Annotated in this window: 21 protein-coding genes; 7 read left to right on the top strand and 14 right to left on the bottom strand. The window is 48.2% G+C overall.

Going from position 1 to position 23,788, the window contains the following annotated elements; genetic code table 11:
• Position 1 precedes the first annotated feature (1 nt).
• Positions 2-1,228: an HD domain-containing protein gene (locus tag QVE43_RS02310; protein WP_038029338.1), complete on the bottom strand. Its 1,227-nt coding sequence runs from the start codon at positions 1,226-1,228 to the stop codon at positions 2-4.
• A 60-nt stretch (positions 1,229-1,288) separates the two neighbouring features.
• Between QVE43_RS02310 and QVE43_RS02305 the strand changes: the two genes are divergently transcribed.
• Together QVE43_RS02305 and QVE43_RS02300 are read left to right on the top strand one after the other, a co-directional pair.
• A complete protein-coding gene (locus QVE43_RS02305) occupies positions 1,289-2,857 on the top strand; it encodes a PglZ domain-containing protein (RefSeq protein ID WP_288004100.1) in 1,569 nt (522 codons plus the stop codon).
• Positions 2,858-3,001: 144 nt separating this feature from the next.
• Positions 3,002-3,763 (top strand): 1-acyl-sn-glycerol-3-phosphate acyltransferase, encoded by a 762-nt coding sequence (locus QVE43_RS02300; protein ID WP_288004099.1) that lies wholly within the window; start codon positions 3,002-3,004, stop codon positions 3,761-3,763.
• 13 nt (positions 3,764-3,776) lie between these two features.
• On the opposite strand, the gene QVE43_RS02295 is transcribed toward QVE43_RS02300, so the two are convergent.
• From QVE43_RS02295 to QVE43_RS02270, 6 genes are all read right to left on the bottom strand, one after another.
• Positions 3,777-4,166, bottom strand: a complete 390-nt coding sequence (locus tag QVE43_RS02295) for a hypothetical protein (protein WP_288004098.1) — start codon at positions 4,164-4,166, stop codon at positions 3,777-3,779.
• A 72-nt stretch (positions 4,167-4,238) separates the two neighbouring features.
• Complete coding sequence (locus tag QVE43_RS02290) at positions 4,239-7,103, bottom strand: CHAT domain-containing protein (RefSeq protein WP_288004097.1); 2,865 nt, start codon at positions 7,101-7,103, stop codon at positions 4,239-4,241.
• Positions 7,104-7,219: 116 nt separating this feature from the next.
• Positions 7,220-8,815 (bottom strand): glycoside hydrolase family 10 protein, encoded by a 1,596-nt coding sequence (locus QVE43_RS02285; protein WP_288004096.1) that lies wholly within the window; start codon positions 8,813-8,815, stop codon positions 7,220-7,222.
• A gap of 117 nt (positions 8,816-8,932) precedes the next feature.
• Positions 8,933-10,144 carry an acyl-CoA dehydrogenase family protein gene (locus QVE43_RS02280; RefSeq protein ID WP_288004095.1) on the bottom strand — a complete coding sequence of 404 codons (1,212 nt, stop codon included), beginning with the start codon at positions 10,142-10,144 and terminating at the stop codon, positions 8,933-8,935.
• A 74-nt stretch (positions 10,145-10,218) separates the two neighbouring features.
• Complete coding sequence (gene chrA, locus QVE43_RS02275) at positions 10,219-11,421, bottom strand: chromate efflux transporter (protein ID WP_288004094.1); 1,203 nt, start codon at positions 11,419-11,421, stop codon at positions 10,219-10,221.
• An 85-nt stretch (positions 11,422-11,506) separates the two neighbouring features.
• A complete protein-coding gene (locus tag QVE43_RS02270) occupies positions 11,507-12,496 on the bottom strand; it encodes an isopenicillin N synthase family oxygenase (protein WP_288004093.1) in 990 nt (329 codons plus the stop codon).
• Between the two features lie 201 nt (positions 12,497-12,697).
• Here QVE43_RS02270 and QVE43_RS02265 point away from each other — a divergent pair, with 201 nt between their 5' ends.
• Positions 12,698-15,391 (top strand): T9SS-dependent choice-of-anchor J family protein, encoded by a 2,694-nt coding sequence (locus tag QVE43_RS02265; protein ID WP_288004092.1) that lies wholly within the window; start codon positions 12,698-12,700, stop codon positions 15,389-15,391.
• Positions 15,392-15,831: 440 nt separating this feature from the next.
• Here QVE43_RS02265 and QVE43_RS02260 read toward each other — a convergent pair whose 3' ends face one another.
• Entirely contained in the window at positions 15,832-16,269 is a 438-nt protein-coding gene (locus tag QVE43_RS02260; protein WP_288004091.1) for a thioesterase family protein, read from the bottom strand.
• Between the two features lie 110 nt (positions 16,270-16,379).
• Between QVE43_RS02260 and tilS the strand changes: the two genes are divergently transcribed.
• From tilS to QVE43_RS02240, 4 genes are read left to right on the top strand one after another with little or no spacing between them, the layout of a single operon-like run.
• Positions 16,380-17,642, top strand: coding sequence for a tRNA lysidine(34) synthetase TilS (gene tilS, locus QVE43_RS02255; RefSeq protein ID WP_288004090.1), 1,263 nt, complete (start codon positions 16,380-16,382; stop codon positions 17,640-17,642).
• An 8-nt stretch (positions 17,643-17,650) separates the two neighbouring features.
• Entirely contained in the window at positions 17,651-18,220 is a 570-nt protein-coding gene (locus QVE43_RS02250) for a Crp/Fnr family transcriptional regulator (protein WP_051633081.1), read from the top strand.
• A complete protein-coding gene (bshC, locus tag QVE43_RS02245) occupies positions 18,198-19,826 on the top strand; it encodes a bacillithiol biosynthesis cysteine-adding enzyme BshC (protein ID WP_288004089.1) in 1,629 nt (542 codons plus the stop codon). The genes QVE43_RS02250 and bshC overlap by 23 nt, the downstream gene beginning before the upstream one ends.
• A gap of 4 nt (positions 19,827-19,830) precedes the next feature.
• Positions 19,831-20,478, top strand: coding sequence for a 5-formyltetrahydrofolate cyclo-ligase (locus tag QVE43_RS02240; protein ID WP_288004088.1), 648 nt, complete (start codon positions 19,831-19,833; stop codon positions 20,476-20,478).
• On the opposite strand, the gene QVE43_RS02235 is transcribed toward QVE43_RS02240, so the two are convergent.
• From QVE43_RS02235 to QVE43_RS02210, 6 genes are all read right to left on the bottom strand, one after another.
• On the bottom strand, positions 20,414-20,833 hold the full coding sequence (locus QVE43_RS02235; protein ID WP_288004087.1) for a hypothetical protein: 420 nt from the start codon (positions 20,831-20,833) through the stop codon (positions 20,414-20,416). The two genes, QVE43_RS02240 and QVE43_RS02235, sit on opposite strands and share 65 nt — an antisense overlap.
• 103 nt (positions 20,834-20,936) lie before the next feature.
• A complete protein-coding gene (locus QVE43_RS02230) occupies positions 20,937-21,485 on the bottom strand; it encodes an EF-hand domain-containing protein (protein ID WP_288004086.1) in 549 nt (182 codons plus the stop codon).
• Between the two features lie 166 nt (positions 21,486-21,651).
• Positions 21,652-22,095, bottom strand: coding sequence for a 50S ribosomal protein L9 (gene rplI, locus QVE43_RS02225; protein WP_038029360.1), 444 nt, complete (start codon positions 22,093-22,095; stop codon positions 21,652-21,654).
• 17 nt (positions 22,096-22,112) lie between these two features.
• The gene (rpsR, locus tag QVE43_RS02220) at positions 22,113-22,370 is read right to left on the bottom strand and encodes a 30S ribosomal protein S18 (protein ID WP_038029361.1); all 258 of its coding nucleotides are present in this window, start codon (positions 22,368-22,370) and stop codon (positions 22,113-22,115) included.
• A 3-nt stretch (positions 22,371-22,373) separates the two neighbouring features.
• Complete coding sequence (rpsF, locus tag QVE43_RS02215; protein ID WP_038029363.1) at positions 22,374-22,742, bottom strand: 30S ribosomal protein S6; 369 nt, start codon at positions 22,740-22,742, stop codon at positions 22,374-22,376.
• A 117-nt stretch (positions 22,743-22,859) separates the two neighbouring features.
• Positions 22,860-23,774: a hypothetical protein gene (locus QVE43_RS02210; protein ID WP_288004085.1), complete on the bottom strand. Its 915-nt coding sequence runs from the start codon at positions 23,772-23,774 to the stop codon at positions 22,860-22,862.
• Between the last annotated feature and the right edge of the window lie 14 nt (positions 23,775-23,788).

Below are 23,788 nucleotides of genomic sequence, written 5' to 3'. Positions count from 1 at the left end.
CTTAGTTGTATTTTGCCCAACAAACATAATACTTTTTTACCATTTTTTTGAGTGCTTTTATATTGGGCAGGTCCGAGGCTTCGGCTATATCAATAAGTTTGCCGTCTTTGCGAAGCACCTGTATAGAGCTGCCTTTGGTCTGATAGGCAGTGTTTTCGGTGGACCCTTGTATGAGGAAATAAGGCAGGTAGCCGGCGGCAGGCAGCTTTGCCAATATTTCTTGCTTCCTTTCTTCTATCCAGGCAGCAGGCAAAGGGGCAGGGCTGAGCCTTACTTTAAATAGCCGGCGCTCGAGCAGCCGGCGGCTGAGTTCCGACAGCACGTAGTCCGGGTGGTCTGTCCATTGTTTGATGGCAGCCCAAATGTCGTAATCGTCCAGCGAGGTGAATGCTTTGAGGGTTTCTTCGCTTTCATGGAAGTTGTTTTGCCGGATACGGTTAAGCAAGAAAAAGCTGAGGGCCGGGGTGGCCGGCAGCGAAACACCTGCCTGTGCCAATTCTTTGGCGCGCCGCATGATTTGAACAATCATTTGCTCGGTGGCGATGGTGGTTTTGTGAAGATATACTTGCCAGTACATGACACGCCGTGCAGTCAGGAAGTTTTCAATGCTGTAAATGCCTTTTTCTTCTATCACCAATTCATCATTGACCACGTCAATCATTTTCAGCAGGCGGGCAGCCCCGATGGTGCCTTCTTGCACACCTGTGAAGTAACAGTCACGTTGGAGGTAATCGAGGCGGTCCATATCCAGCTGGCTACTTACCAGTTGGTGAAAGAAGGGACGTTCGTATTCGTTGCAAAAAATACGAATAGCCAGGTGGAGGGCGTTATTAAATTGCTCGTTGAGTTTTTGCATGATGAGCAAGGACAGTTGCTCGTGATGAACACCTTCCAGAATGGTGTATTCAAGGGCATGCGAAAAGGGACCATGTCCTACGTCGTGCAGGAGTATGGCTATTTGGCAGGCAAGTGCTTCTTCGTCGCTAATGTCAATGCCTTTTGAGCGGAGGGTGTCCAAAGCGATGCCCATCAAATGATAGGCGCCCAAGGCATGATGAAAGCGGGTATGCAATGCGCCCGGATAAACATATTCGGTCAAGCCCAGTTGCTTGATGCGCCTGAGCCGTTGAAAATAAGGGTGTTCTATGATGCTGAAGACCAAGGGGTGGCTGATGCGTATAAAACCATGTACCGGGTCGTTGATAATTTTGTATGACTTTTGTGGCATAAAAACGGTCGTTTTTTGCAGTTGAATGTTAAATTAAGGAAAATAAAACAAGCAAAGCTTATGCAACAATACAGAATTCTATGGGCAGACGATGAAATTGACTTGCTGAAACCACACATATTGTTTTTAAAACAAAAAGGCTATGAGGTAGTAGCCGTGAACAGTGGCACGGATGCGCTGGAACGTATTCGTGAAGAGCCTTTCGACATTGTGTTTTTGGATGAAAACATGCCCGGCTTAACAGGCTTGGAAACCTTGGTAGAGATAAAAGAACATAAGCCTGATTTGCCGGTGGTGATGATTACCAAAGCCGAAGAAGAGTCTATTATGGAAGAAGCCATAGGCGCCAAAATAGCCGATTACTTGATTAAGCCTTTGAATTCCAGCCAAATCCTTTTGTCGGTAAAAAAAATACTCGAAAACCGCCGCATTGTCAGCGAAAAGGTCAACCTGGCATATCAGCAGGATTTCCGGAACATCAGCATGGCATATATGGACCGCTTGAGCCACGATGAATGGGCAGAAATCTACAAAAAACTGGTGTACTGGGAGATAGAAATAGAAAATACCGAGGAGCAAAGCATGGAGGAGGTGCTCGAAAGCCAAAAGTCAGAAGCCAATACCAATTTTGTGAAGTTTATCAAGGAGAATTATGAAGACTGGCTCAACGAGCCCAATATTGACCGCCCCATTCTGTCGCATCAGCTTATGCAGAAAAAAGTATTTCCCCTGCTAAAAAAGATGGGGGAAAACGATACGCTCTTTTTTATATTGATAGACAACCTGCGCTATGACCAATGGCGTGTGCTGGCACAAGAGATTAGCCGCTATTTTTACATAGTGGAGGAAAGTACCTACTATTCCATTTTGCCAACTACTACGGCTTATGCCCGCAATGCCATTTTTTCGGGTATGCTGCCCGATGACATGGCAAAATTTTACACAAAATGGTGGGTAGAAGATACCGAAGAGGAAGGAAAGAACTTGCACGAAGAGGAGTTTTTACGCAACCAGCTGGATAAGTTTGGCTTCCGTCATATACGCATGGCTTACCATAAGATACTGACCAATGCGCAGGGGCGCACGGTGAATGAGCAGTTTGCTCAATTGAAGAACAATCATTTGAATGCTATTGTGTATAATTTCGTGGATATGCTTTCGCATGCACGCACCGATGTGGAGATGATTCGCGAGTTGGCCCCTGATGAAGCGGCTTATCGTGCGCTCACACATACCTGGTTTATCCATTCGCCACTTTTCGACTTGCTCAAAAAAATTGCCGAACATAAGCTGCCTTGCATCATTACTACCGATCATGGCACCATACGGGTGCGGCGCCCTTTCCGTATTGTAGGCGACCGGGAAGTAAATACCAACTTACGGTATAAACACGGAAAAAACCTCAGTTTTAAAGATGACGGAAAGGTATTGGAAGCCCGCAAGCCCGAGCGTTTCCACTTGCCCAAGCAGCACGTATCTACCAGTTATGTGTTTGCTACAGAAGATTACTTCTTCGTTTATCCTAACAACTACAACTATTACGTCAATTTCTTTAAAGATACCTTCCAACACGGCGGTATTTCCTTGGAGGAAATGATTGTGCCTTTTGTGTATTTGGAGCCTAAGTAACAGGAACTTACCTGTAAAAAGGTCCGGCAGGAAAGGTAAAAATATTGTATTGCTAAGGTAAAATATTACTATCTTGAGACAAGGTGCTGTTTGATGACCGTTGAAAAGCGTGTATTTTTGCGGTTCAATCATTTCAAAATATCTATGAAAAAAACACCTTTGAACTTGATTGCCGGCTTGATTTATGCGCCATTGATGGGTTTGATATTGGTGCTTTTTCATCCCATCAATATGCTGGCAACCTACATGGGCTACCGCATGCAGATGCGTGCCATTCATGCCATGATGTGGAGTTTGATGAACTCGTTGCTCATACTGGGCATTCGCTTCAAAGTGGAAGGCAAGGAGCTGCTTGACCGCTTACCTGATGACCGTCCGCTGATTTTGGTGAGCAACCATCAGAGTGTTTTCGATATTCCGGCTATCGGGTGGGTCTTTCGCAAGAAGCACCATCCAAAGTTTATTTCCAAAAAAAGCTTGATGTACAACATACCGAGCGTATCATGGCATTTGCGCCATGGCAAGCATGTGTGCATCGACAGAAAAGACAAAGAGGGCGCACTAAAAGCCATCAAAGCATTTGCGGAAGTCATACGCCGCGAAAAGCTTGCGGCTTGTATTTTTGCAGAAGGTACGCGCGCGCGCGATGGCAAGCTGAAGCCTTTCAAAACGGCCGGATTTGAGCAGTTGGTGACTTGCATGCCCGAAGCCGTGGTGGTGCCTATTGCTTTGGAAAACTTCTGGAGGCTCACGTATCATAAGCTGCTTTACATGCCTATAGGCATTACCGTGCGTTTGCATTCGTTGGGAAAATACGAAATCGGTGATTTTGAATCGCCCCAGGCTTTGCTGCGGCGTTGCGAAGAAGACATCCGGCGTTGCCTGGGGCAGCCGGCAGCCGCATAAGACGCCGTTGCTGCTATTTGATACCGCAATTTTCCAGTTGGGCGATGAGCTGTTTTTCTTGTGCACGCAATAAATGAATCAAAAGCCGCTCGTCGCCCGGCTTGAGTTGGCGTATCCGTTTGGCTTTTGGACAATAGGCTTTGCAATCGGTATTTTCAATTGCCAGAAAGATGCTCCGGTCCCCCTTGGGCAACACCACTTTTACAAAGCTCTTGGTAAACTCTACTCTTATCTTCCGGCTCGCTTGTCCTATTTCATAAGCTTTTCCGCGCATATAGCGGTCCGGTGCCACTTCAATGTTGATATAGCAATCGTTGAATACCTGCGCCCGGGCTGTTTGTGTGCCATTTGCCCCGAGCCATAGACCAAGACCAAGCATGAGAGCTACAGAGATTCGTTTCATATTTCTTCCGGTTTTTATGATTGTGTGTAAATATTGCATTTGTTTTGAAACTGCCGGGTCATCTTTCTGACATCAGCGCCCAATGAGCACAAAAGCAGCCCAGTAATAAGGATGGGGGTGCTGTTTTCGTATGACACCTTGTGCCTTACGGAAGGCAACATGGGGATTTAGCCCTTGCAGCAGGAAATTGTAAAATTGAATAAACAGCTCTTTGGTTGCTTCATCATCCACTTTCCACAGGCTCATGGCAACGCTTTCGGCGCCGGCTTCCCGGAAAGCCCGCTGGAAGCCATACACACCTTCGCCGGCTTGCACTTCGCCCAGCGCTGTTTCGCAGGCGCTGAGTGCCACCAGGCGCGTATTATGCAAAGGAAGCGTGGTTACTTCATAAGCAGTCAAGATGCCATTTTCTTCGCCCCGTGCCGAGAGTGCAAGACTGTCTTGTTCAAAAGCTTGTGCGCAGTGGCTGAGCAGCAGGCCCGCACGCAGCAAGGGGTTGCGTCCTGCCTTTTCGCTCTGTATGCCCAATACCTGCCCACTCGCTTCATCGATATCTTTCAAAAGATAACCATGGGTAGCTATATGAAGGATTTGCGGTTGCTGTTCTTTTAACAGCTGTTTTAATTTGCCTTCGGTGGCGCTTTCTTTGCTAAGCAGGGTCGTTTTTATTCCCTTTTGTTTTAACAATTGATTAAGCGAAAGCACTTCCTGCAGGGTGCCGGGCAGCAGGCTTACGGCTTGGGTGCCATAAATAGGGTAGCCCACCAGCAGGGCTTGGCGTAATGGGGGCGCATTGCCGGCTTCTTTTACTATTATTTCTGTGGGATGAGACAGGTAGGTGAGATCGTACAAGTCTATGAAGTACTTCTCTTTGTCGGCTGCCCAAAGACTTGCCAAGCTAAGTTGATGATATACGCCGTCAGCGCTAATGTATAGCTGCCGGACACCGTGGCTTTGCAAGGTCTTTTCCAGTGGGGCAAAGAAAGTATCGTATGAGCGGACATCCGTACGCTTGAGCCGTATGTTGCTTCGGTAATAGCCGATTCCTCTTCTTTCAAGTAAGCTGCTTTCACCAATGGAAACGAGTACGGGGGCTTGCGATGAAGGCATAACCACAAAAGCGTAGTATTGCGCTTCGTTTGTAAGTTGCCGGGTGAAGCGGGGTAAGCGCACAAACTCAATCAAAGCACTGCCTGCGGGCAGGGCAGCTGCTATTTGCTCATATTGATACTGCTTTTCTTGCACATCATCAAAGGCTTGTGAACGGGCAGATAACTCTCTTTCAATGGTATTTACTTCTTTTTCCAGTGCGTCTAAATCTATTTTCTGCTCTTCCAGTTCGGCTTTGCTGAGCGTATAGTAATAAGCAAGCCGCTCTTTCTTTTGTGTCCACTTGTCAAACAGGCTTAAAAGTGCCGGGTCTTGAGCTTGGGCAATGCGCATGCGTATGTTTTCATCGGTCCGTAGTAGAATACCCTTGGTGGCGATCCATGCTTCGTAGGCTTTGCGTAGCAGGACAGGTGTTTGCTGTTCGAAGGCAAAGTTGAAGAAACGCAAGTAAGCCGGGCGCATTTGCTGCCAATAGTGTTCCCGCTCGTTGGTGCTCATAGAAACAAAGAACGAGCGGATGAATTCGTCGTTTTGTTTTATCACTTCTTCATAGAGGGCGGCGGCATCTGCTACCATGCCATTCTTCCAATAGGCAATTGCCAGCCACTCTTTGGTTTGGTTGTAGGCAGGGTGGCGGGTGCCCTGCGTTTGCGCCCTGATGTCCAACACTTCCTTTAAAGAAGCAATGGCTTGCCGCTTATCGCCGTAAAATAGCCGGAAACGCCCCAGTTGTTCGAGCGCAGAAGCATAGGCAGGGTGTTGCTTGTCGAACTTTTTTTCATAGATTTCAAGTGCTTCTTGAAGCAACGCTTCGACGTTTTCGGTCTTGCCGCTTTGCAGCTGAAGGGCAGCATACAAAGTGAGCAGGTGGGCGTAATCGGGATGGCGCTTCTTGCCTTGCTTCTTTTTTATTTCTATAGCCTTTTGGTAAAGGGCATCTGCTTCATCCAAGCGGTTGTTTTCTTGATAAAGCATTGCCAAATTGATAAGTATTCGTTGATAGTTGGTGTTTTTTTCCCGTATGTTCTCATCGGCTATACGCAACGCCTTTTGGTAAAGCAATTCGGCTTCTTCATAGAGCCCCAAGGTGTAAAGCATGTAAGCATGATTGTTGAGGACAATGGCTTGCGGCATGCCTTGCTTTTGGCTTTGTAATAGTTTGTTTTCTATGTTTTCGATGAGCTGTATCGCTTCGGGGTAATAGGCTTGATGAAAGCGCAAGATGGCATAGTTGTTTTGGGTGGCATAATACAGGTAATGGTCTTCGCCCAGCTCTTGTGATATGACAGTGAGGGCTTTGTCGAAATAGCTTTCGGCAGTCTTATAGTTGCCCAGGGTGGTATAGAGTAAGCCCAGATCATTGTAAAGACGGGCTTTGTTTGCAGGCTTGGCATTCAGTGGCATCTTTTGCTCTGCATAAAGAAACTCATCTTCCGCCCACTTGTATTTATTCGATGCGAAAAGTATTTCTGCCAAGTTTAAGCTTTCTTCAAACTCTTCTCCGGGGGTGTATTCGCCGGAATCGATTTCGTGGCCCAAGAGTGTGCTTACTGCCAGCTTGTCTATGCCTAAGTCGTAAAACAGATTTTTTTCTTCGTAAAAACCTGTTTGGTCGGCAACGGCAATGGCAAAGCTGAAATTGAGTGAATCGTATTGGGCGCGTTTTTTCCCGAACAAACCTTCTGCCAGCGCCCCTTCTATGCCCTTGTCTGTTACCTGCTCTACGCCTTTCTTTACCTTCTCTTTCGCTTTCCGCCAGTCTATTTGGGCAGGCGATAACCAAGGAAGCAACAAAGCAAGGAAGAAGGCAGTTAGTTTGGCTTTCATAACACATGTATGATTTGTTGATATATTGAAAGTTAACAAAAAAGAAAGCAGATGCCAAAGATAGCATCTGCTTCAAGCCACTTTTTGTGTCTTATATGGCTTGCCGGGCACTTAGCTTAATACTTGCGGTAAGGAATGGGCAGCTGTTCGGGGCGAGGGCTGCCATAGATGGTGAGCGGCTCGGCTATTGCCGAAGCATAACGACGGCTTTCGTTGTGCAGGCGGTCACAGGCGGTCACAACATATACGGCAGGCAAATGCCGGGTGTCCGTATCGGTAAAATGTTCTTCTTTCCCTATATATACGATGCGGTCCGGGCGGCTCAGATCAACGGTTTCTGTAAGCGGAAAACGATACAACACATAGTAAGCGGCCGGGTCGCCGTCGGGTGCAAGCGGGGGCGTTTGCCACTGCAGTTTCACACCTTGCGAGGTCATGTGCACATTCAGCTTTGGCGGCGGCAGGGCAGGAATGCTGTCTTTCCAAGGCATGGGAGGAGGCAGAGCGGGATAACGGTAGTAATATTGTGCCAGGGAATCCAAAATATGGAAGGGGTTGCGGTAAAGGTGTTTGGCAGAAAAGAAAATACTGCCTTTGATGGCATCGTAAGCCATTTTTTTGCGCAATTGGCGTGGCAGCTCTTGCGGGTCGTGCCAGGTGCTATCGCCTCCGTCTTCGCCATCTACCTTATAGAGCGCATGCCCTATGTAAACGTGTCTGCCAAAAGAATTTTTGTGCCACCAAGGCACCAATACGTTATAATTGCCGTAGCGCGAACGGGTGCTCCAGTAAAGCTGTGGCGCTATGTAGTCAATCCAGCCTTCGCGAAGCCATTTCCGGCTGTCGGCATAGAGAGCATCATAAGAGGCGTACCATATCTTGGTAGCAGAGCCGAGGCTGTCTTGCGAGGCATTGCGCCACACGCCGATAGGACTGATGCCAAATTTAACATGTGGCTTTTTGCGCTGCAGGCTGTCGTGAATGGCTTGAATCAGCAAATCGACATTGTGGCGGCGCCAGTCGTGAATGCTGTTGAACTGCTTCTTGCCATAGCGCAGATAAGTGGCATAATCATCTATTTTCTCTTTGGGGACCTGATAGGGATAGAAGTAGTCATCGAAATGAACGCCGTCGATATCGTAGTTTTCGACTACTTCCTGAATAAGGCGTACGATGTAGTCGCGCACGGCAGGAATGCCCGGGTTGAAGTATTTCTTTCCGTTGTAGTCGAAAAACCAGGCGGGACGCTTGTTTGATATGTGCTCGTCGTGGACTTGGGCGGCTTGCAGGTTCGACACGGCACGATAGGGATTGAACCAGGCGTGGAACTCTATGTTGCGTTTGTGGGCTTCTTCTACCATGAAGGCCAAAGGATCATAGTAGGGATAAGGGGCTTCGCCTTGGGTGCCTGTCAGGTAAGCAGACCAAGGTTCGTATTGACTCGGATAAAAAGCATCGGCCGTGGGGCGTACTTGCACTATCACCGCATTGAAATGATACTTCTGCAGTGTATCGAGCAAGGCTATAAATTCTTTTCGCTGCTCTTCGGGCGGAAGCCCCCGCCGCGAGGGCCAGTCGATGTTGTTGAGGGTAGCTACCCACACTGCCCGGAACTCGTATTTCTGCGGGAAGTAGTGTTGTGCTTTGCCGGCACTGAAAAAGGCGCCCGTAAACCATAAAAAAAGCCAAAAAGTAAACCTCTCAATAAGCATAGGCAGCAATTGTTTGCATTTTCTTTTTTAAAGAAAAGCATTTTGTCCGAAAAAAAGAAGCACCTGCCAAAAGTATGGACAGGTGCCCCCACAACAATAAAGAAAAGGAAAAGCCTGTTATTTGAAAGCCGGAATACCTGTGATGGCGGCGCCCAGTATCAGCAGGTGGATATCGTGGGTGCCTTCATAGGTTACTACCGATTCGAGGTTCATCATATGGCGCATGATGGGGTATTCGTTGGTAATGCCCATACCGCCCAATATCTGACGTGCTTCGCGGGCTACACGCAGGGCAATTTCAACATTGTTACGCTTGGCAAGCGATATTTGCGCCGAAGTGGCTTTGCCTTCGTTCATCAGCTGTCCGAGACGCAGGCAAACGAGCTGTGCTTTGGTAATTTCGGTAAGCATCTCGGCCAGTTTCTTTTGTGTAAGCTGGAAGGCGGCAATAGGCTTGTCAAATTGAATGCGCTCTTTGGCATAACGCAGGGCGGTGTCGTAGCAGTCCATGGCAGCGCCCAAGGCACCCCAAGAGATACCGTAACGGGCTGAATCGAGGCATTGCAAGGGACCCGACAAGCCATCGGCACCGGGCAACAGGTTCTCTTTGGGTACTTTCACGTTGTCGAAGACCAGTTCGCCGGTGGTGCTGGCACGCAACGACCATTTACCATGGATTTCCGGGGCGCTGAAGCCTTCCATTCCTTTTTCCACAATCAAACCTTTGATGCGTCCGGCTTCGTTCTTAGCCCATACTACCGCCACGTCAGCCATGGGGGCATTCGAAATCCACATCTTTGAACCGTTGAGCAGATAATAATCGCCCATGTCTTTGAAGTGTGACTTCATGCCACCGGGGTTCGAGCCGAAGTCGGGTTCTGTCAAGCCAAAGCAACCGAGCCACTCACCCGATGCCAGCTTGGGCAAGTATTTTCGGCGTTGCTCTTCTGAACCAAACTTATAAATAGGGTACATTACCAATGATCCTTGCACCGAGGCAGTGGAGCGCATACCTGAGTCGCCGCGTTCGATTTCCTGCATCATCAAACCATAGGCGATGTAATCAAGCCCGCCGCCGCCGTATTCCTGCGGAATGGTGGGACCAAACACCCCCAGCTCGCCAAATTTGCGCACGATTTCATAGGGGAAATGCGCCTTTTCATACCAATCTTCGATATAAGGCGAGATTTCCCGCTTTACGAAGTCACGCACCGCCTGGCGTATCATTTTATGCTCTTCGGTGAGCAGGTCGTCTATGTTGTAAAAGTCCGGCGACTCGAAGAGGTCCGCTTTTACCTTTTTTTGAAATTGCATGGTTTCTTGTGCCATAATTTTTGTGTTTATGATTCAAACTGAAAGGGATAGGGCTATGTTTGGGCAAAGGTACAAAAAAAGCGGGCATCTTACACGCCCGAACTCTTGATGATGAAGCCCAAAATAACCCCCAGCACCACAATCAGCGGGGCGGGAATGCGGGTGTATTGCAAGAGCAGAAAAGTGCCTGCCACAAAGAATATATTCCAAAAAAGGCGCAGGTTCGGGCTTTCTATAAGGGGGAAGAAGAGCAGAATGGCCGCTGCAATCACCAATCCGGCACTGGTGGCATTGATACCCTCGAGCGAAGCCCGCACGGGACGGTATTTTTTCAATTCATCCCAAAACTGTATGACAAAAAAGATAAGAAAGGTGCCGGGCAGAAAAACACCGGTTGCCGCCAAGATTCCGCCCCAGATACTGCCCGTAGGTCCGTAGTTGCGCATAGCCAGCGCCCCTACATACGAGGCGAAGGAGAAAGTGGGCCCGGGCATGGCTTGGGCAATGGCATAGCCCGTAAGAAATTCATTGCCGTTAAGCAAGTGTTTGAATTTTACAAACTCACCGTACATCATAGGCACCAGCACCTGCCCACCACCAAAAATGAGCGAGCCCAAGCGATAGAAGTTCGTCAATATGCGCAGGCTGAAAGAGTTGCTGATGTCGGCAGCCAGTGCCAAGCCTGCAAAAAGCCCGGCATAGAGCGTAAAGTAACGCCAGCGGATACGCAGCGGGCGATGCGCTTCTTGGGGTTGTTTTTCGAATTTGAAAGCCGTAACCACCCCTCCGGCAAGGATAATGAGCGGAAAGACCCACGGCTGGTATGCCCAAGTAGAGATGGCTGCCGAAGCCACCATCAAAAAAAGAGCCGTTTTGGTTTTGATAATTTTCTTGCTGATGCGCAAAGCGGCATGAGCTATGAAGCCCACAGCCATGGGCTGAATAAAACGGGTAAAACTCAGGGAAATATTTTGTTCTTGCAGACGATTGAGCAAAAGTGCTGCTGCTATCATCATAGACACGGTGGGCACTGTCCATACAAAAAGCGTAAGCAGTGCCAGAGGCAGTCCCCCAATGCGGTAGCCAATAGCCGTAATGGTTTGCGTGGAAGTAGGGCCGGGCAGTATTTGACACAAGGCGTTCAGCTCTATGAGCTCTTCTTCGCTGATATAGCGGCGTTTGTCAACAAACTGGGTGAAAAAAAGTGAGATATGCGCTTGTGGGCCTCCGAAGGAGGTAAGGGCTATCCATAGGGTGTCGCGTAAAAAGATGAAGTAGCGTAGGTGGCGCATGACTCTTGAACGGGCAAACTAAGCAAGTAGCAAAAAAAGCGGGAGGCGCTTCTGCACGAGAAAACGCCCCCGCGCAAGATGAACACTATTTCTTCAGCAGGCCGATTTCAATCAGACGCTGACGCAAAAACTCACCGGCGGTGATGTCAGGATATTGCTTGGGATTTTGCTCATCGATGCAGCTCTCCAAGCAAGCGAGGCTCATTTCGGAGCGCGGATGCAAGAAGAAAGGTATCGAATAGCGGGGTTCATGCATCTTTTCACGCGGCGGGTTCACCACCTGGTGAATGGTCGATTTCAATTTGTTATTGGTCAGGCGCGAAAGCATGTCGCCTACGTTTATCACCACTTCGTCTTCTTTGGGAATGGCAGGAATCCACTTGCCATCGTGGCGGAGCACCTCCAAGCCTTCGGCACTGGCGCCCATCAACAGGGTAATCAGGTTGATATCGCCATGAGCAGCTGCACGCACCGAGTCGGGGGGCAGGGCATCCGGGTTTTCAATGGGGTAGTAGTGAATGGTACGCAAAATACTGTTGCCCTTTTCCACTTTGTCTTCGAAGTAGTCTTCTTCCAAGCCCAAGTAAAGGGCAATGGCACGCAGCAGTTGGCGCCCGGCTTTCTCGAGCGTACGGAAGGCATGCAAGGTCTCTTCTTTGAATTCCGGCAGCTCTTCGGGCCATATGTTGGGCGGGTAGTCCTCGGCCGGGAGGTTGTCTTCCGGCCGGATGTCTTCTTGCCCGATTTGATAAAACTCTTTTAAGTCCGGCACGGGGTGGTCTTTGGCGTGCTCTTGGTTGCGAGGGGTGTAACCACGTTGCCCGGCCAATTCCGGCTTGTGGTACTTCATTTTCACTTCGTCAGGCAGGGCAAAGAAGCGTTTTACGGCTTCGTAAAGGCGCTCGCGACGGTCGGCAGTAAAGCCATGATTTTTCACCGCCACGAATCCGATATTTTGAAAAGCCTTGCCCAGCTCTTCTACAAACTTGGCTTTTCGGGCGGCATCACCTGAGGTGAAATCTGCCAAGTCCACCACAGGGATTGCATCATAAAGTATGTCAGCTTTGTGTGCCATAGGTTTTTATGGTTTTATGGGTGAATAGCATGGCAATTTACAAAAAGACAACCAAGCAGACAAAGAACGCCCGTCATGTGTATTGCAGTGAAAAAATATTACATTTTAAAGCAGATAATTATCTTGTCCGTAGCACAAAATTTGATTACCTTTTCATAAGAAGACTGTATTTATCGGTAACTAAACTAAAAATGAAAAGTTATGAAACGAACGAAAGCTTTAGGAAACCACGCCTTGCCTCCACTGCTGTGGAGTGTGTTTTTGTGCTTTTTTGTGGCTTGGGGCGCCCGGGCACAAGGAGGGTTTGATTATACCAATGCAGTGGATATTACAGGACCGGGTGTTTATTTCTCCGGCGATTTTACGGATGCCAATTGTCAAACACCACCGGATGATAATGGTACAGGCTATTCGACCAATGGTGCAACTTGTGGCCGCTGGTTCAAATATACGCCTACTTCTACTGTAGAGGTGGAGATATCTGACAAGAAAAAGGATGGGACACCCGTGAATACCAACAATCCCGAATATAGCATATTTTATGTCTATCAGGGCACACCTTCTGCCGGAAATTTTATACAAAATCCGGATGGAGAAGGGTTTACCACCTATGAAAGTTCGAAACCTCGTGCTTACTTAAAGTTCACCGCTCAAGCCGGTAATACTTATTATATTGTATGGACCAATGAATTAGATGAATATAATTCCGCCTCCGGTGTGGGTGTATATTTTCGTGTAACCATCCCCTTCAAAATCTCTGCCTCCAACATCACCCACAACAGCGTGGACATCGCATGGAACGATGCTGCCGGAGCGGCTACTTACAAAGTGTACCGTGCCACTTCCATAAATGACGGCGGCACCCCCGGTGACCCCTCGGATGACCTGCTGGGCAGCGACTCGACAGAAGTGCACAACGCCACGGCTGCCGGCAGCTATACCGACAACAACCTGCAGGAAGCCACCGAATATTACTACCGGGTCATTGCCTATGACGGAAGCAACAACGAAGTGGACAGAAGCGAAATAATACGGGTGTTGACGGATGTATATAACAACGGGCAGCCTTTCGTCTTTCGTGAGAGCTTCGAGGCATATTACAACCAAACCGGGGCATTAAGTATTACAAATTGGGGTAATATAGACAACAATACTACTGACACAGACAATACCCCCTGGGAAGTTTATCGTGGCGTTTATAAGGTTAATACAATAGAAGGTAGTAAAATTAATTGGCGCGATACCATTACTATTGTAGGGGTAACAGAAAGCGGGGCGGCAGTAAGTGATAACTGGCTCATTACACCTCAAATCCCCATTCCTTCTACGGGCGCTGAACTGCTATTCTGGGGAATGCCCGTAGGTATAGGCATTTCAGATAATGATATTAGAGTGTACGTTTCCACTACGGGCAATACGGTGGCAGACTTTAGCTCTGCTCCCTTGCTTGATTCGACAAATATCACCGGTACCGGCAAGTTTCAAAAATTTTCCGTTGACTTGGCAGCTTATGCCGGGCAAAATATTTATATAGCCATCCGGCACGAAGGGGTAGGAGGCGGCTCTAACTTTACCATCGACGATATCGTAGTGCGGGCACTGCCTGAACCACAGTTTGCAGCCGGCTATCCGAACATCTCCAATATTAGCACGACCTCCTTCCGTATCAATGTGAAAGCCGATACCGATGGTACTGCCTATGCCGTGGTAGTGCCTGACGGAGCAGCAGCGCCTACTTCACAAGAAGTGATAAATGGACAAGCAAGCGGGGGCGGAACACCTGCAGCTTCAGGAAATGTCTCGATTACTGCCAATACGGAGGCGTTCATAGACATTACCGGATTGAGCAACTCCACAGCTTATGATGTGTATGTGGTCATACAGGCTACCGGCGGTGGGCTGCAAAGTGCTCCTACCAAGCTGGATGTAACCACCCTGTCGCCTGACACCCCCAACTGGGCAACCGGCTATCCCAAAATGGGAACAATTGGCGATGAAGCAGCTACTTTGTTGGTTAAAATAGATCGTGACGGCAAAGCCTTTGCCGTGGTAGTGCCCGATGGTGCCACTGCCCCGACGGCGGCAGAAGTGAAGTCCGGAAAAGCAGCCGGGGGAGCTGCACCTGTAGCAGCAGGAAGCAACACTTCCTTAACGCAAAATGTAGAAGGGAGCATCGCCTTCAGCGGTCTTAGCAACAGCACTGCCTATGATGTGTATGTGGTGGCAGAGAGCAGCAGTGGTACTTTGCAAGCGTCTCCGGTGAAAGTGGACTTTACCACGCTGGCACCACAACCGCCCGCCTTTGCCAATGGCTATCCCGTCATTACCAATGTGACTTATGAAGCATTTGATGGCGTGGTAAAAGCCGACAAGTCAGGTACTGCTTATTTGGTGGTTTTGGAAGCGGGAGCAACTGCCCCTTCGGCGGCAGAGGTGAAAGCCGGACAAGGGGCCGGAGGAAGTGCAGCCCTGAAAGCAGCTTCCGTAGCCATGACTGCCAACCAGGATGCCGTGATGAGCGTGAGCGGATTGAGCCCCGGCACTACCTACGATGTTTATTTTGTAGCCGAAAGTGATGCCAATGTTCTGCAAGCGTCTCCGGTGAAAAAAAGCTTTACCACCATAGCCGAAGTAACCGCTCTGGAGTCGCCTCTTTCGGCAGAGGTGAAGCTCTACCCGAACCCGTCGCAAGGAGCTTTTATGCTGGATATGACCACGCTCAAAGCCGACGTGTACCGCGTGCGTGTGCTGGATGTAAGTGGCAAGACGCTTACTTCCATTCCGGTGAAAGCCAAAAAGATGAGTATCGACCTGTCTGCCTATGGCAGTGGCTTGTATTGGATTCAGCTGGAAAGCAGTGAGGGTGTTATTCCGCAGCGGGTAGTGATAGAGTAGAGCCAAAAGTGACAATAAAGAAAAAGGGGCTTTAAAGCCCCTTTTTTGCTTGTGTGGTTACTTTGAGAGTGCTACTCATAGATGCCGGGTAAAAATAACATCAATACCGGCTGTTATTTTGGGATTGTTACTCAAAGATAGCTTTCTTGCCCAAATTATATCGATTCTGTTCTTTCAGTTCTCGAGGGAGTGAAAGTTGGCTTGTCATTTTCGAGCGAAGCGTAAGTATAACATGTTTCTTCGAACCTCACGTAGCTTGCCATCTCGAACGAGTAATGCGAGTGAGAAGATCTCATCAAAGCAAGCTGTAAGAAACAAAGCGATTTCTTGCTTGCGCTCGAAATGACATAAAGGGACATTCAAAATGACAAAAGAGCTTAATGGCAGAGAAGAAAAGCCTGCAAGGATAAAGATTGCTCTGTTTTTAGTACGTACGCCCGTTATATTTTATTTCCTATGCCGACTTGGTTTTGAAAATAGGGCAGGAGTAACTCTTGCAGCACAGAGGGGCAACGTACCGGGCGTCCATTTTCTTTTTTGGCAAAGACCAACACCGTATAGCCTTCATTAATCAGTTCGCCCTGCTCGTTGAATACCTCGTAATCGAAACGGAAACGGCTCGCCGGCATTTCTTTGATGTGTGTACGTATGGTCAGCATTTCATCGTAAAAAGCAGGCTTGCGGTAGCGCACATGTGCTTCCAATACCGGCATCATAATGCCCTCTTCTTCTTCCAAATGGCGGTACCGATAGCCCAAGGCACGCAGCGTTTCCACACGTGCTACTTCGTAATATTCAAGATAATTGCCATAGTAGGCGTAGCCCATCCGGTCTGTTTCAGCATAACGAACCCGCAACTTTGTATTGTGAGTGAACATATTTTTTACCTTTGGTGTTAAAAAAACCGTATCCTTTTTATTGCGCTATGCTGCTTGACAATTTTTTGCGCTTCATCGACAAAAATAAACTCTTCACACCAAAGGATAAAATGCTGCTTGCCGTAAGCGGGGGCGTGGATTCGGTTGTGATGAGTCATCTGTTTGCAGAAGCAGGCTTTACCTTTGCCATCGCGCATGTAAACTACCGGCTGCGTGGCGAAGAATCGGACCAAGATGCAGCTTGGGTAGCCCGCTGGGCAGAACAGCTGGCAGTGCCTTTTTTCTTGTATGAAGCAAACGAGGTGGCGGAGGGAAACATACAACTCTGGGCACGCGAGCTGCGCTATGCCTGGTTTGAAAAGCTGTTAAAAGAAGAGGGCTATGATTACATAGCTACTGCCCACCATGCCGGTGACGTGCTGGAGACCGTTTTGTTTCGTTTAAGCCGCGGAGGAGGAATTGCAGCCGTGCACGGTATTCTGCCCAAGCAAGCACCTTTGGTGCGGCCGCTGCTGTTTGCCGGGCGGGCGCAAATCATCGATTATGCCAAACGCCGGGGACTCACTTGGCGGGAAGACAGCTCCAATGCTACAGACAAGTACCGGCGTAATTATATACGTCATCATGTGGTGCCGCACCTGCGGAAGCTGAATCCCAAGGTGGAAGAGGCTGTATGGGCAACTACCTGCCGCATTCAGGAAATAGAAGAAGTGTGGGAGACCTATGTAGCCCGGTGGCGCCGGCAGGCAATTTATGAAAAAGACGATGGCACCATTCGCTTCTGCTATGAAGAGGTACCACGAAAAGTGGCTTTGTGGCAGGCATTGCTGGCGTCTTATGGCGTTTCTTTCGACCTGGTGGAGCAACTGCTTTCCGTTTGCAATGAGGGACAGAGCGGGGCGGTCTTTTACACGGCTACGCATGAACTGCTGCTTAACCGCAAGGAAGTGCTCATACGCCCCCGCAAGGCGCAGGTGCATGCTGACGGCTTGCTTATCGAAGCGCTACGCGGCAGCATCACGGCTGCCTTTGGGGTGCTAAGATGGGAGCCTTTGCCGGCGCTGCCCGCAACCATTCCTCATGACCCACATACTGCCCATGTAGATATGGATGCTTTATCCTTCCCTTTAAAGCTGCGTTTATGGCAGCCGGGCGACCGCTTTTGCCCTTTGGGAATGAAGGGAAAAAAACAAAAAGTAAGCGACTTTTTGATAAATAAAAAACTTTCGCTCTTTGAAAAAGAACGTCAGTATGTGATAGAAGATGCCCAAGGACGCATCGTCTGGTTGGTAGGGCAGCGTCTCGATGAGCGTTTTGCCTTGAAACCATCTACACAAAATGTATTATTTTTAAGCTGGACACCCAAAGCATAAAAGATACTATGAAGCTCCGCAACCCCTTCAAAAAGACTTATTCGCCTGCACAGCGTGCCATGTTTCGTTTTTTAAGCCGCTCGCAGTTGTTCGCCTGCTTGGATGAGCACGAGTTGGCGGAGTTTTATCCTTATTTCTACCCCCGTAGTTTTAAAAAAAATGAAGTGATTTTTTTCCGGGAAGACCCCGCACAAGCCGTGTACCTCATCAGAGAAGGGCGTGTAGAGTTAAATATAGACATACAGGATACTTTTGAAGTATTGGCTTATGCAGAAGAGGGCGTTACGCTGGGCAGTGAGGCTTTCTTACCGGGAAAGCGCCGCCTTTATAATGCCATTGTGTCGTCGGAACAGGCTGATATATTGGTGCTGCCCCAGGTGAATATTATGGATGTGTTTAAAAAAGAAACCGCTATCAAAGCCAAGCTGATGGAGGCGCTCGCTTCCATGTATGCCGATAACACGGCCCATATATTCAAAGCCTACCGCAATGTGTTTGGCTTTTTCGATTTAGGAAAAGCCTATATGTATTCATTTCAGAAAAGAACGCAAAAAGATGACGAAGATTATGGATATTAGTCAAGAAGAGACACAACTTTATGATTGTCAATACTTGCCGGCAAGGCAGGCTGCTTTATATAGCGACTGGGTGTTGCGATATATTGAAAAAGATGCCACTTTGCGGCCCCTCTATGAGCATGAATATTCCATCGAAGGCGTAAAGGCGTTTATAGAAAATAGTCATTTTTCCGACCAACGACGGCAAATCCTTCGCCGGGCTATAGAGCGGCAGTATGGCACCATGCCGCTGCCCGCTAAGGTGAAGCAAAATATAGAAAAATTAAGCCAAGCGAATACTTTCACTGTGACTACCGGGCACCAACCGGGCTTGATGGGTGGTCCTTTGTTTGTGGCATATAAAATTTTATCAGTGGTGCGAATGGCTGAATTCTTGACCACTACTTTGCCGCAATATGAGTTTGTGCCGCTTTTTTGGATGGCCAGCGAGGACCACGATTGGGATGAAGTCAACCATTTTTATTTTCACGCAAAGCGTTACGAATGGCAAACTGACTACAGCGGTGCGGTAGGGCGCTATATACTGCCCGATATGGGACATTTTATAGAGCAACTGCCCCAAGAGTTGCAAAGCTGGGCGCAGGTGTACCGGGCAGGAGACAGTTGGGCAACGGCTACGCGCCGCCTCATACACCGCTTATTTGGCGATTTGGGCGTGGTTGTTGTGGATGGCGACGATCGGGACTTGAAGTCGTTATGGAAAGATATTGTCTGGCAGGAGCTCACGCAGGCGCCTACCAAGGAGGCTGTTGCCCGGCAAAACGAGCTGATTGAGCGCTTAGGGGGAACCATACAAGCCCATGTGCGCGACATCAATTTGTTTTATATGACCGGCCGGGAGCGCTTGCGGGTAAAACGCACCGGCGATGGACATTGGCAAACGGTAGGGGGGCAATATGCTTGGTCGCTCGAAGCGCTGCGGAAGTCCGTGACGCAAGAGCCTGAAGCATGGAGCCCGAATGTGATGCTGCGGCCGGTTTATCAGCAGGCCATATTACCGAATGCAGTTTATATGGGTGGTCCCGGTGAGCTTGCCTATTGGCTTCAATTACGCAAGGTGTTTTCTTATTGGCGCCAAGTGGATGCCCACATACAAATGCCTGTGGTGGGGTTGCGGCACTCTTTGTTTGTACTTACGCCCTCTGATTGGCGTAAAATAGAAAAAAATGCTCTGCAGCCGCAGGATTTCTTCCGGCCGGTAGATGCCCTGATAAAAGAATGGCTGGCAGCACATGTCCATGAAACAGATGTGTTCGACAGCGCCAGAGCCAAAATAACGGAAGCGCATGCTTTGTTGTTGCCGGAAATTGATGCAGTTGATGCCTCGCTTCACAAAAAAGTAAAGGCATATGAAGTGCAAGCCTTGAAGCAAATAGACGACTTGGAGAAACGCTTTTATAAAGCAGTGAAGCAACGTGAAGAAACGGCCGTGCGCCAAATACAGTCGGTGCATGAACGTTTGTTTCCCGGTGGTGTACCACAGGAACGCCATGATTCCTTGTTTACTTTTTTCATTTACCACCGGGAAAAAGAATATTGGAAGCAGTTATTGCAAAAGCTCATTCCTTTCCGGACTGATGTATTGCTTCTCAAAGAAAACAGTTGACAGGATGAATGAAGCACTTTCGAAGCAAGAAGCGCGGGCATGGGCAAAACAGCAGCGGCAAGCATTGCCTGAAGCAGAGTACCGGCGCCTCAATGCAGCCTTGATTGAGCACTTGCAAGCGCTTATCCATTGGCAGGCAGTGCGCTATTTGCATACCTTCCTGCCTATTGAACGGCAACGTGAGCCCGACATGCGGCCGCTCTTGCACTTTTTGGAGCAGACGTTTCCCAATGTGCAAATAGCAGTGCCTAAGGTGAAGGGGGGGCGTTTGGAGCATTACCGTTTGTTGCCTCACGCACAATTGCAGCTGAGCAGTTGGGGGGTGCCGGAACCTCCGGATTCAGCGCCTGCGCTTGCGCCTTCCGACTTTGAAAACATAGACGTTGTACTTGTCCCCCTCTTGGCTTTTGATTTGCGTGGGGGGCGGGTAGGGTATGGCAAAGGCTATTACGATGCCTTTTTGCGCCACCTGCCTCATGCTTTGCGTGTCGGTGTTTCTTTACTGCCACCGCTAAAAGCCATCGCCGACTTGGAGGAGCACGATATGCCTTTGCATTTGGTGGTTACGCCCGCGCGGACATACGACTTTAGATTTCCTGCTGAAAAAGCCATGCACGGGCACTTAATAAAGAAGCAAAGTAACGTTCCTTAGCTATCTTGGTGCCTTGGCTTTGTTCCAGCTTGGCATTGACTCTTTGCAAACCGGCGTCGCTAAATACTTTCGGATTAAGCACATAGGCAACATAATGCCGATGGGGAAGCATCTCGGGAAGCTCTTCTTGCCACCAGTCGGGCAGCCAGTAAAAAAAATCATTGGGTAAGTTTTGGGCATAACGCACATCAACCAGCCACCGGAAAGGGTCGTTGGGCAGATACAAAGTAACTATGGTGCGCATGGCTTTTTTGAGCTCCGGGCTATTGGCTCGTTCCTTGATTTCGATGATAACGGCACCGATGACTTCGTCGTATCTGTGTTTCACGGCAGACTGATTGGCGTCTATAATCATAAAAAAAATACGTTCCGTTATGATACAATGATAAGAAAAAAGAGATAAACATGCCTGCTTAAGCTATGTTTATCTCTTCGGACGGCGTGTAAGCAGAAGCAGTTTAGCTTAGTTTTCCAAAGAAGTGATTACCTATGTCTTCGGCTGACTCACTCAGGTGAAACGCACGGAAGTGAGTGAATACCTCCTCTTGCTGCAAGAGACCGTCACCGTTTAAGTCCATGGCTTCGAAAGCAGCATCGGCCCCTTCGTTGCTTTGCCCGAAGCAGCGGTAGAAGCGGCGAAACTCTTTTTGAGTCCATGCGTTGTCTTTGTCACCGTCAAGTATAGGGAAAAGCTTTTCTATGAAAGGAAAAACGTTTTTTTGATACGCTTCTTCGCTGCTCAGGTTTTGCGTGTAGGCTTGCAAAAATTCTTCGGGGCTTACCTTTTCATCGGCGTTTTCGTCGAAACGAAGCACCAGTTTGCGCCATACTTGACGAAACAGCGAGCGAAACTTTTTGTCTTGTTCTTCACCAATACGCCACCTGAACTCTTCGGCAAAGCGGTTGGCAATTGTGTCGATGTCTTTTGCTTCAATAAATCCGCTTTTGTCTTGGTCGTAAAAGCGGAACAGGTGCTCTATCTTTTGTCTTTGAAATGCGCTTAACATAGTTTTTATGTTGGTGGGACATATGAGTAAAATAGGGAATGGGCAAAAACTATGCAACTACCTTTGCTGTTTTTTCTTTTTATTGTGGCATATAAAGCAATAAAACGAAGGAGGCTATCTGACAACAGATAGCCTCCTCTTTTCAAACAGTAGCCACTATGCTTTTTTATTCGGCTACTACCTTGAAGGTGATTTCGTGTTTTATTTCTCTGTGCAGGTCGATGATGGCTTTGTATTCGCCCAAAGTTTTGGCTTCGCCTACAATTAAGATTTTCTTGCGGTCGATGTCAAATCCTTTTTCTTTGAGCGCTTCGGCTATATGGCCGGTGGTTACAGAACCAAAGATACGACCATTTTCGCCTGCCTTAGCCTTGATTTCAAGCACCAAGTTGCCGATTTTGTCGGCTATAGCTTGGGCATCGGCTTTGATTTTTTCAGCTTTGTGAGCAGCTTGTTTCAGCTCTTCTTCCAGTTGGCGAAGGTTCGATTTGTTGGCAATGACAGCATATCCTTTGGGAATAAGGTAATTGCGGGCATAACCATCTTTTACCTTCACCACGTCGTTTTTATAGCCCAATCCGGCAATATCTTCTTTTAAAATAATTTCCATGACGCTTTACGGTTTTTTTATTTCAAGTTATCTGCTACAAACGGCAACAGAGCCAAGTGACGGGCACGCTTGATGGCTTGTGCCACTTTCTTCTGATATTTAAGGCTGTTGCCGGTGAGGCGACGAGGTAAAATTTTACCTTGTTCGTTCACAAACTTCAGCAAGAAGTCAGGGTCTTTGTAGTCTACATACTTGATGCCGTACTTGCGGAAACGGCAGTACTTCTTTACCTTCTTGCGTTTCTCCTGATGAATAGGTTCGTTTATAAGTGTCATGGCTTATTCTTCGTTTTGGGGTTCTTCTACTCGTTTCAGTTCGCCTTTTCTGCGTTTTTCGTTGTATTCTACACCGTATTTGTCAAGTTTTACGGTCAGATAACGCATTACACGCTCATCGCGGCGATATTCTGTTTCCAGAATATTGACAATTTCAGGACCTGCTTTGAACTCGAACAGCTGATAAAAGCCTGTTTTTTTCTTCTGAATGGGATAAGCCAGCTTGCGCAGCCCCCAATTCTCTTCATGCACTAACTCCGCACCGTTTTCAGTCAGGATTTTTCTGAACTTGTCAACGGCATCCCTCATCTGATCTTCAGACAAGACGGGAGTTAAAATGAATACCGTTTCGTACTGATTTTTGAATTCCATAGATTGAAAATCCTTTTTGGTTTTAACAAGGTGCAAATTTAAGCTTTCTGTTTTATTAAAACAAATAAAAAAGAGGAGCTTTTGCCCCTCTTTATAAGTTTACGGAAAGCAACGGACTTATTTCACTACGAAAGAGCCGCGCCCAATCAAATGCCCTTCGCAGTAGAGTTCAATAACGTGGGTGCCCTCGCGGTACTCGCCCCCTTTGTCATAAATGATGCTTACTTCTTGACTGCTTTGGTCATACATCACCTGCTTCAAGGTGGTGTAGTTCAAGTTTTGGCCTTGCGCATCTTGAAAGCGGCCCCCGTCGGGTCCTACCAGCACCGCCCCGGAAGGCTCTATCAGTCGCAAATAGATTTGGCGGGGTCCGGCTTTGGCAGCTTTGTTCTCTGCCAGGTTGAATACTATCTTTATTTTGTCGATTTGGCGTGCCCGGTAAGCATCGTCTTCGCGTTCGCGCCCACGTGAGTTGAGAGCCAGGATGCGAATGCCTTCAGCTTTCAGTATGGCAGCCTGTGCAAGGGTTTGTTCAAGTTTCTGCTTTTCTTTTTGCACACTGCTGATGGAGTCCACCAGCTTCATTTTTTCTTTTTTCGTTTCTACTACCTCTTCATTGAGTTCATTGGCTATTTCGCGCCATTTTTCCAGCTCTTTGTCTTTGGCAATGAGCAGCTCTTCGTAGGCTTTTATCTTTTCTTCATATTCGCGCAGCATGCGTGCATTGGCATTCTTAAGCTGCTCTTTGTCGCGCTCCAGCTGCTCTTTTACTTTCAGCAGGGCTTCGTAATCTTGATTCAGGGCGCGGGCTTCTTCTATGCGTTTGTCGAGCTCTTGCGAGATGGAATCGAGCTTGGCAGAGGTTTGGTCTATCTCTTCCTGGTATTCTTCGATGGCAACAGCTTGCTGGTTTACCTCCTGATTGCGCTGAATGAACAAATAGAGCAAAATTAAGTTGGTGAGGGTAAGCACAACTATAATGCCGATGAGCCACGCTTGGCGTTTCTCTTGTGATTTGTTATTCTGTTCCATAGTACGGCAATTGA

The organism is Thermonema sp. (assembly GCF_026003375.1).
GTDB classification, from domain to species: domain Bacteria; phylum Bacteroidota; class Bacteroidia; order Cytophagales; family Thermonemataceae; genus Thermonema; species Thermonema rossianum.
This window is presented reverse-complemented; position numbering and strand designations above follow the sequence as displayed.

What these genes read in the sequence shown, in the direction of transcription:
- QVE43_RS02310 (WP_038029338.1), bottom strand. Translation starts at nt 1,228, where the DNA reads ATGCCACAAAAGTCATACAAAATTATCAACGACCCGGTACATGGTTTT.
- QVE43_RS02305 (WP_288004100.1), top strand. Translation starts at nt 1,289, where the DNA reads ATGCAACAATACAGAATTCTATGGGCAGACGATGAAATTGACTTGCTG.
- QVE43_RS02300 (WP_288004099.1), top strand. Translation starts at nt 3,002, where the DNA reads ATGAAAAAAACACCTTTGAACTTGATTGCCGGCTTGATTTATGCGCCA.
- QVE43_RS02295 (WP_288004098.1), bottom strand. Translation starts at nt 4,166, where the DNA reads ATGAAACGAATCTCTGTAGCTCTCATGCTTGGTCTTGGTCTATGGCTC.
- QVE43_RS02290 (WP_288004097.1), bottom strand. Translation starts at nt 7,103, where the DNA reads ATGAAAGCCAAACTAACTGCCTTCTTCCTTGCTTTGTTGCTTCCTTGG.
- QVE43_RS02285 (WP_288004096.1), bottom strand. Translation starts at nt 8,815, where the DNA reads ATGCTTATTGAGAGGTTTACTTTTTGGCTTTTTTTATGGTTTACGGGC.
- QVE43_RS02280 (WP_288004095.1), bottom strand. Translation starts at nt 10,144, where the DNA reads ATGGCACAAGAAACCATGCAATTTCAAAAAAAGGTAAAAGCGGACCTC.
- chrA (WP_288004094.1), bottom strand. Translation starts at nt 11,421, where the DNA reads ATGCGCCACCTACGCTACTTCATCTTTTTACGCGACACCCTATGGATA.
- QVE43_RS02270 (WP_288004093.1), bottom strand. Translation starts at nt 12,496, where the DNA reads ATGGCACACAAAGCTGACATACTTTATGATGCAATCCCTGTGGTGGAC.
- QVE43_RS02265 (WP_288004092.1), top strand. Translation starts at nt 12,698, where the DNA reads ATGAAACGAACGAAAGCTTTAGGAAACCACGCCTTGCCTCCACTGCTG.
- QVE43_RS02260 (WP_288004091.1), bottom strand. Translation starts at nt 16,269, where the DNA reads ATGTTCACTCACAATACAAAGTTGCGGGTTCGTTATGCTGAAACAGAC.
- tilS (WP_288004090.1), top strand. Translation starts at nt 16,380, where the DNA reads ATGCTGCTTGCCGTAAGCGGGGGCGTGGATTCGGTTGTGATGAGTCAT.
- QVE43_RS02250 (WP_051633081.1), top strand. Translation starts at nt 17,651, where the DNA reads ATGAAGCTCCGCAACCCCTTCAAAAAGACTTATTCGCCTGCACAGCGT.
- bshC (WP_288004089.1), top strand. Translation starts at nt 18,198, where the DNA reads ATGACGAAGATTATGGATATTAGTCAAGAAGAGACACAACTTTATGAT.
- QVE43_RS02240 (WP_288004088.1), top strand. Translation starts at nt 19,831, where the DNA reads ATGAATGAAGCACTTTCGAAGCAAGAAGCGCGGGCATGGGCAAAACAG.
- QVE43_RS02235 (WP_288004087.1), bottom strand. Translation starts at nt 20,833, where the DNA reads ATGATTATAGACGCCAATCAGTCTGCCGTGAAACACAGATACGACGAA.
- QVE43_RS02230 (WP_288004086.1), bottom strand. Translation starts at nt 21,485, where the DNA reads ATGTTAAGCGCATTTCAAAGACAAAAGATAGAGCACCTGTTCCGCTTT.
- rplI (WP_038029360.1), bottom strand. Translation starts at nt 22,095, where the DNA reads ATGGAAATTATTTTAAAAGAAGATATTGCCGGATTGGGCTATAAAAAC.
- rpsR (WP_038029361.1), bottom strand. Translation starts at nt 22,370, where the DNA reads ATGACACTTATAAACGAACCTATTCATCAGGAGAAACGCAAGAAGGTA.
- rpsF (WP_038029363.1), bottom strand. Translation starts at nt 22,742, where the DNA reads ATGGAATTCAAAAATCAGTACGAAACGGTATTCATTTTAACTCCCGTC.
- QVE43_RS02210 (WP_288004085.1), bottom strand. Translation starts at nt 23,774, where the DNA reads ATGGAACAGAATAACAAATCACAAGAGAAACGCCAAGCGTGGCTCATC.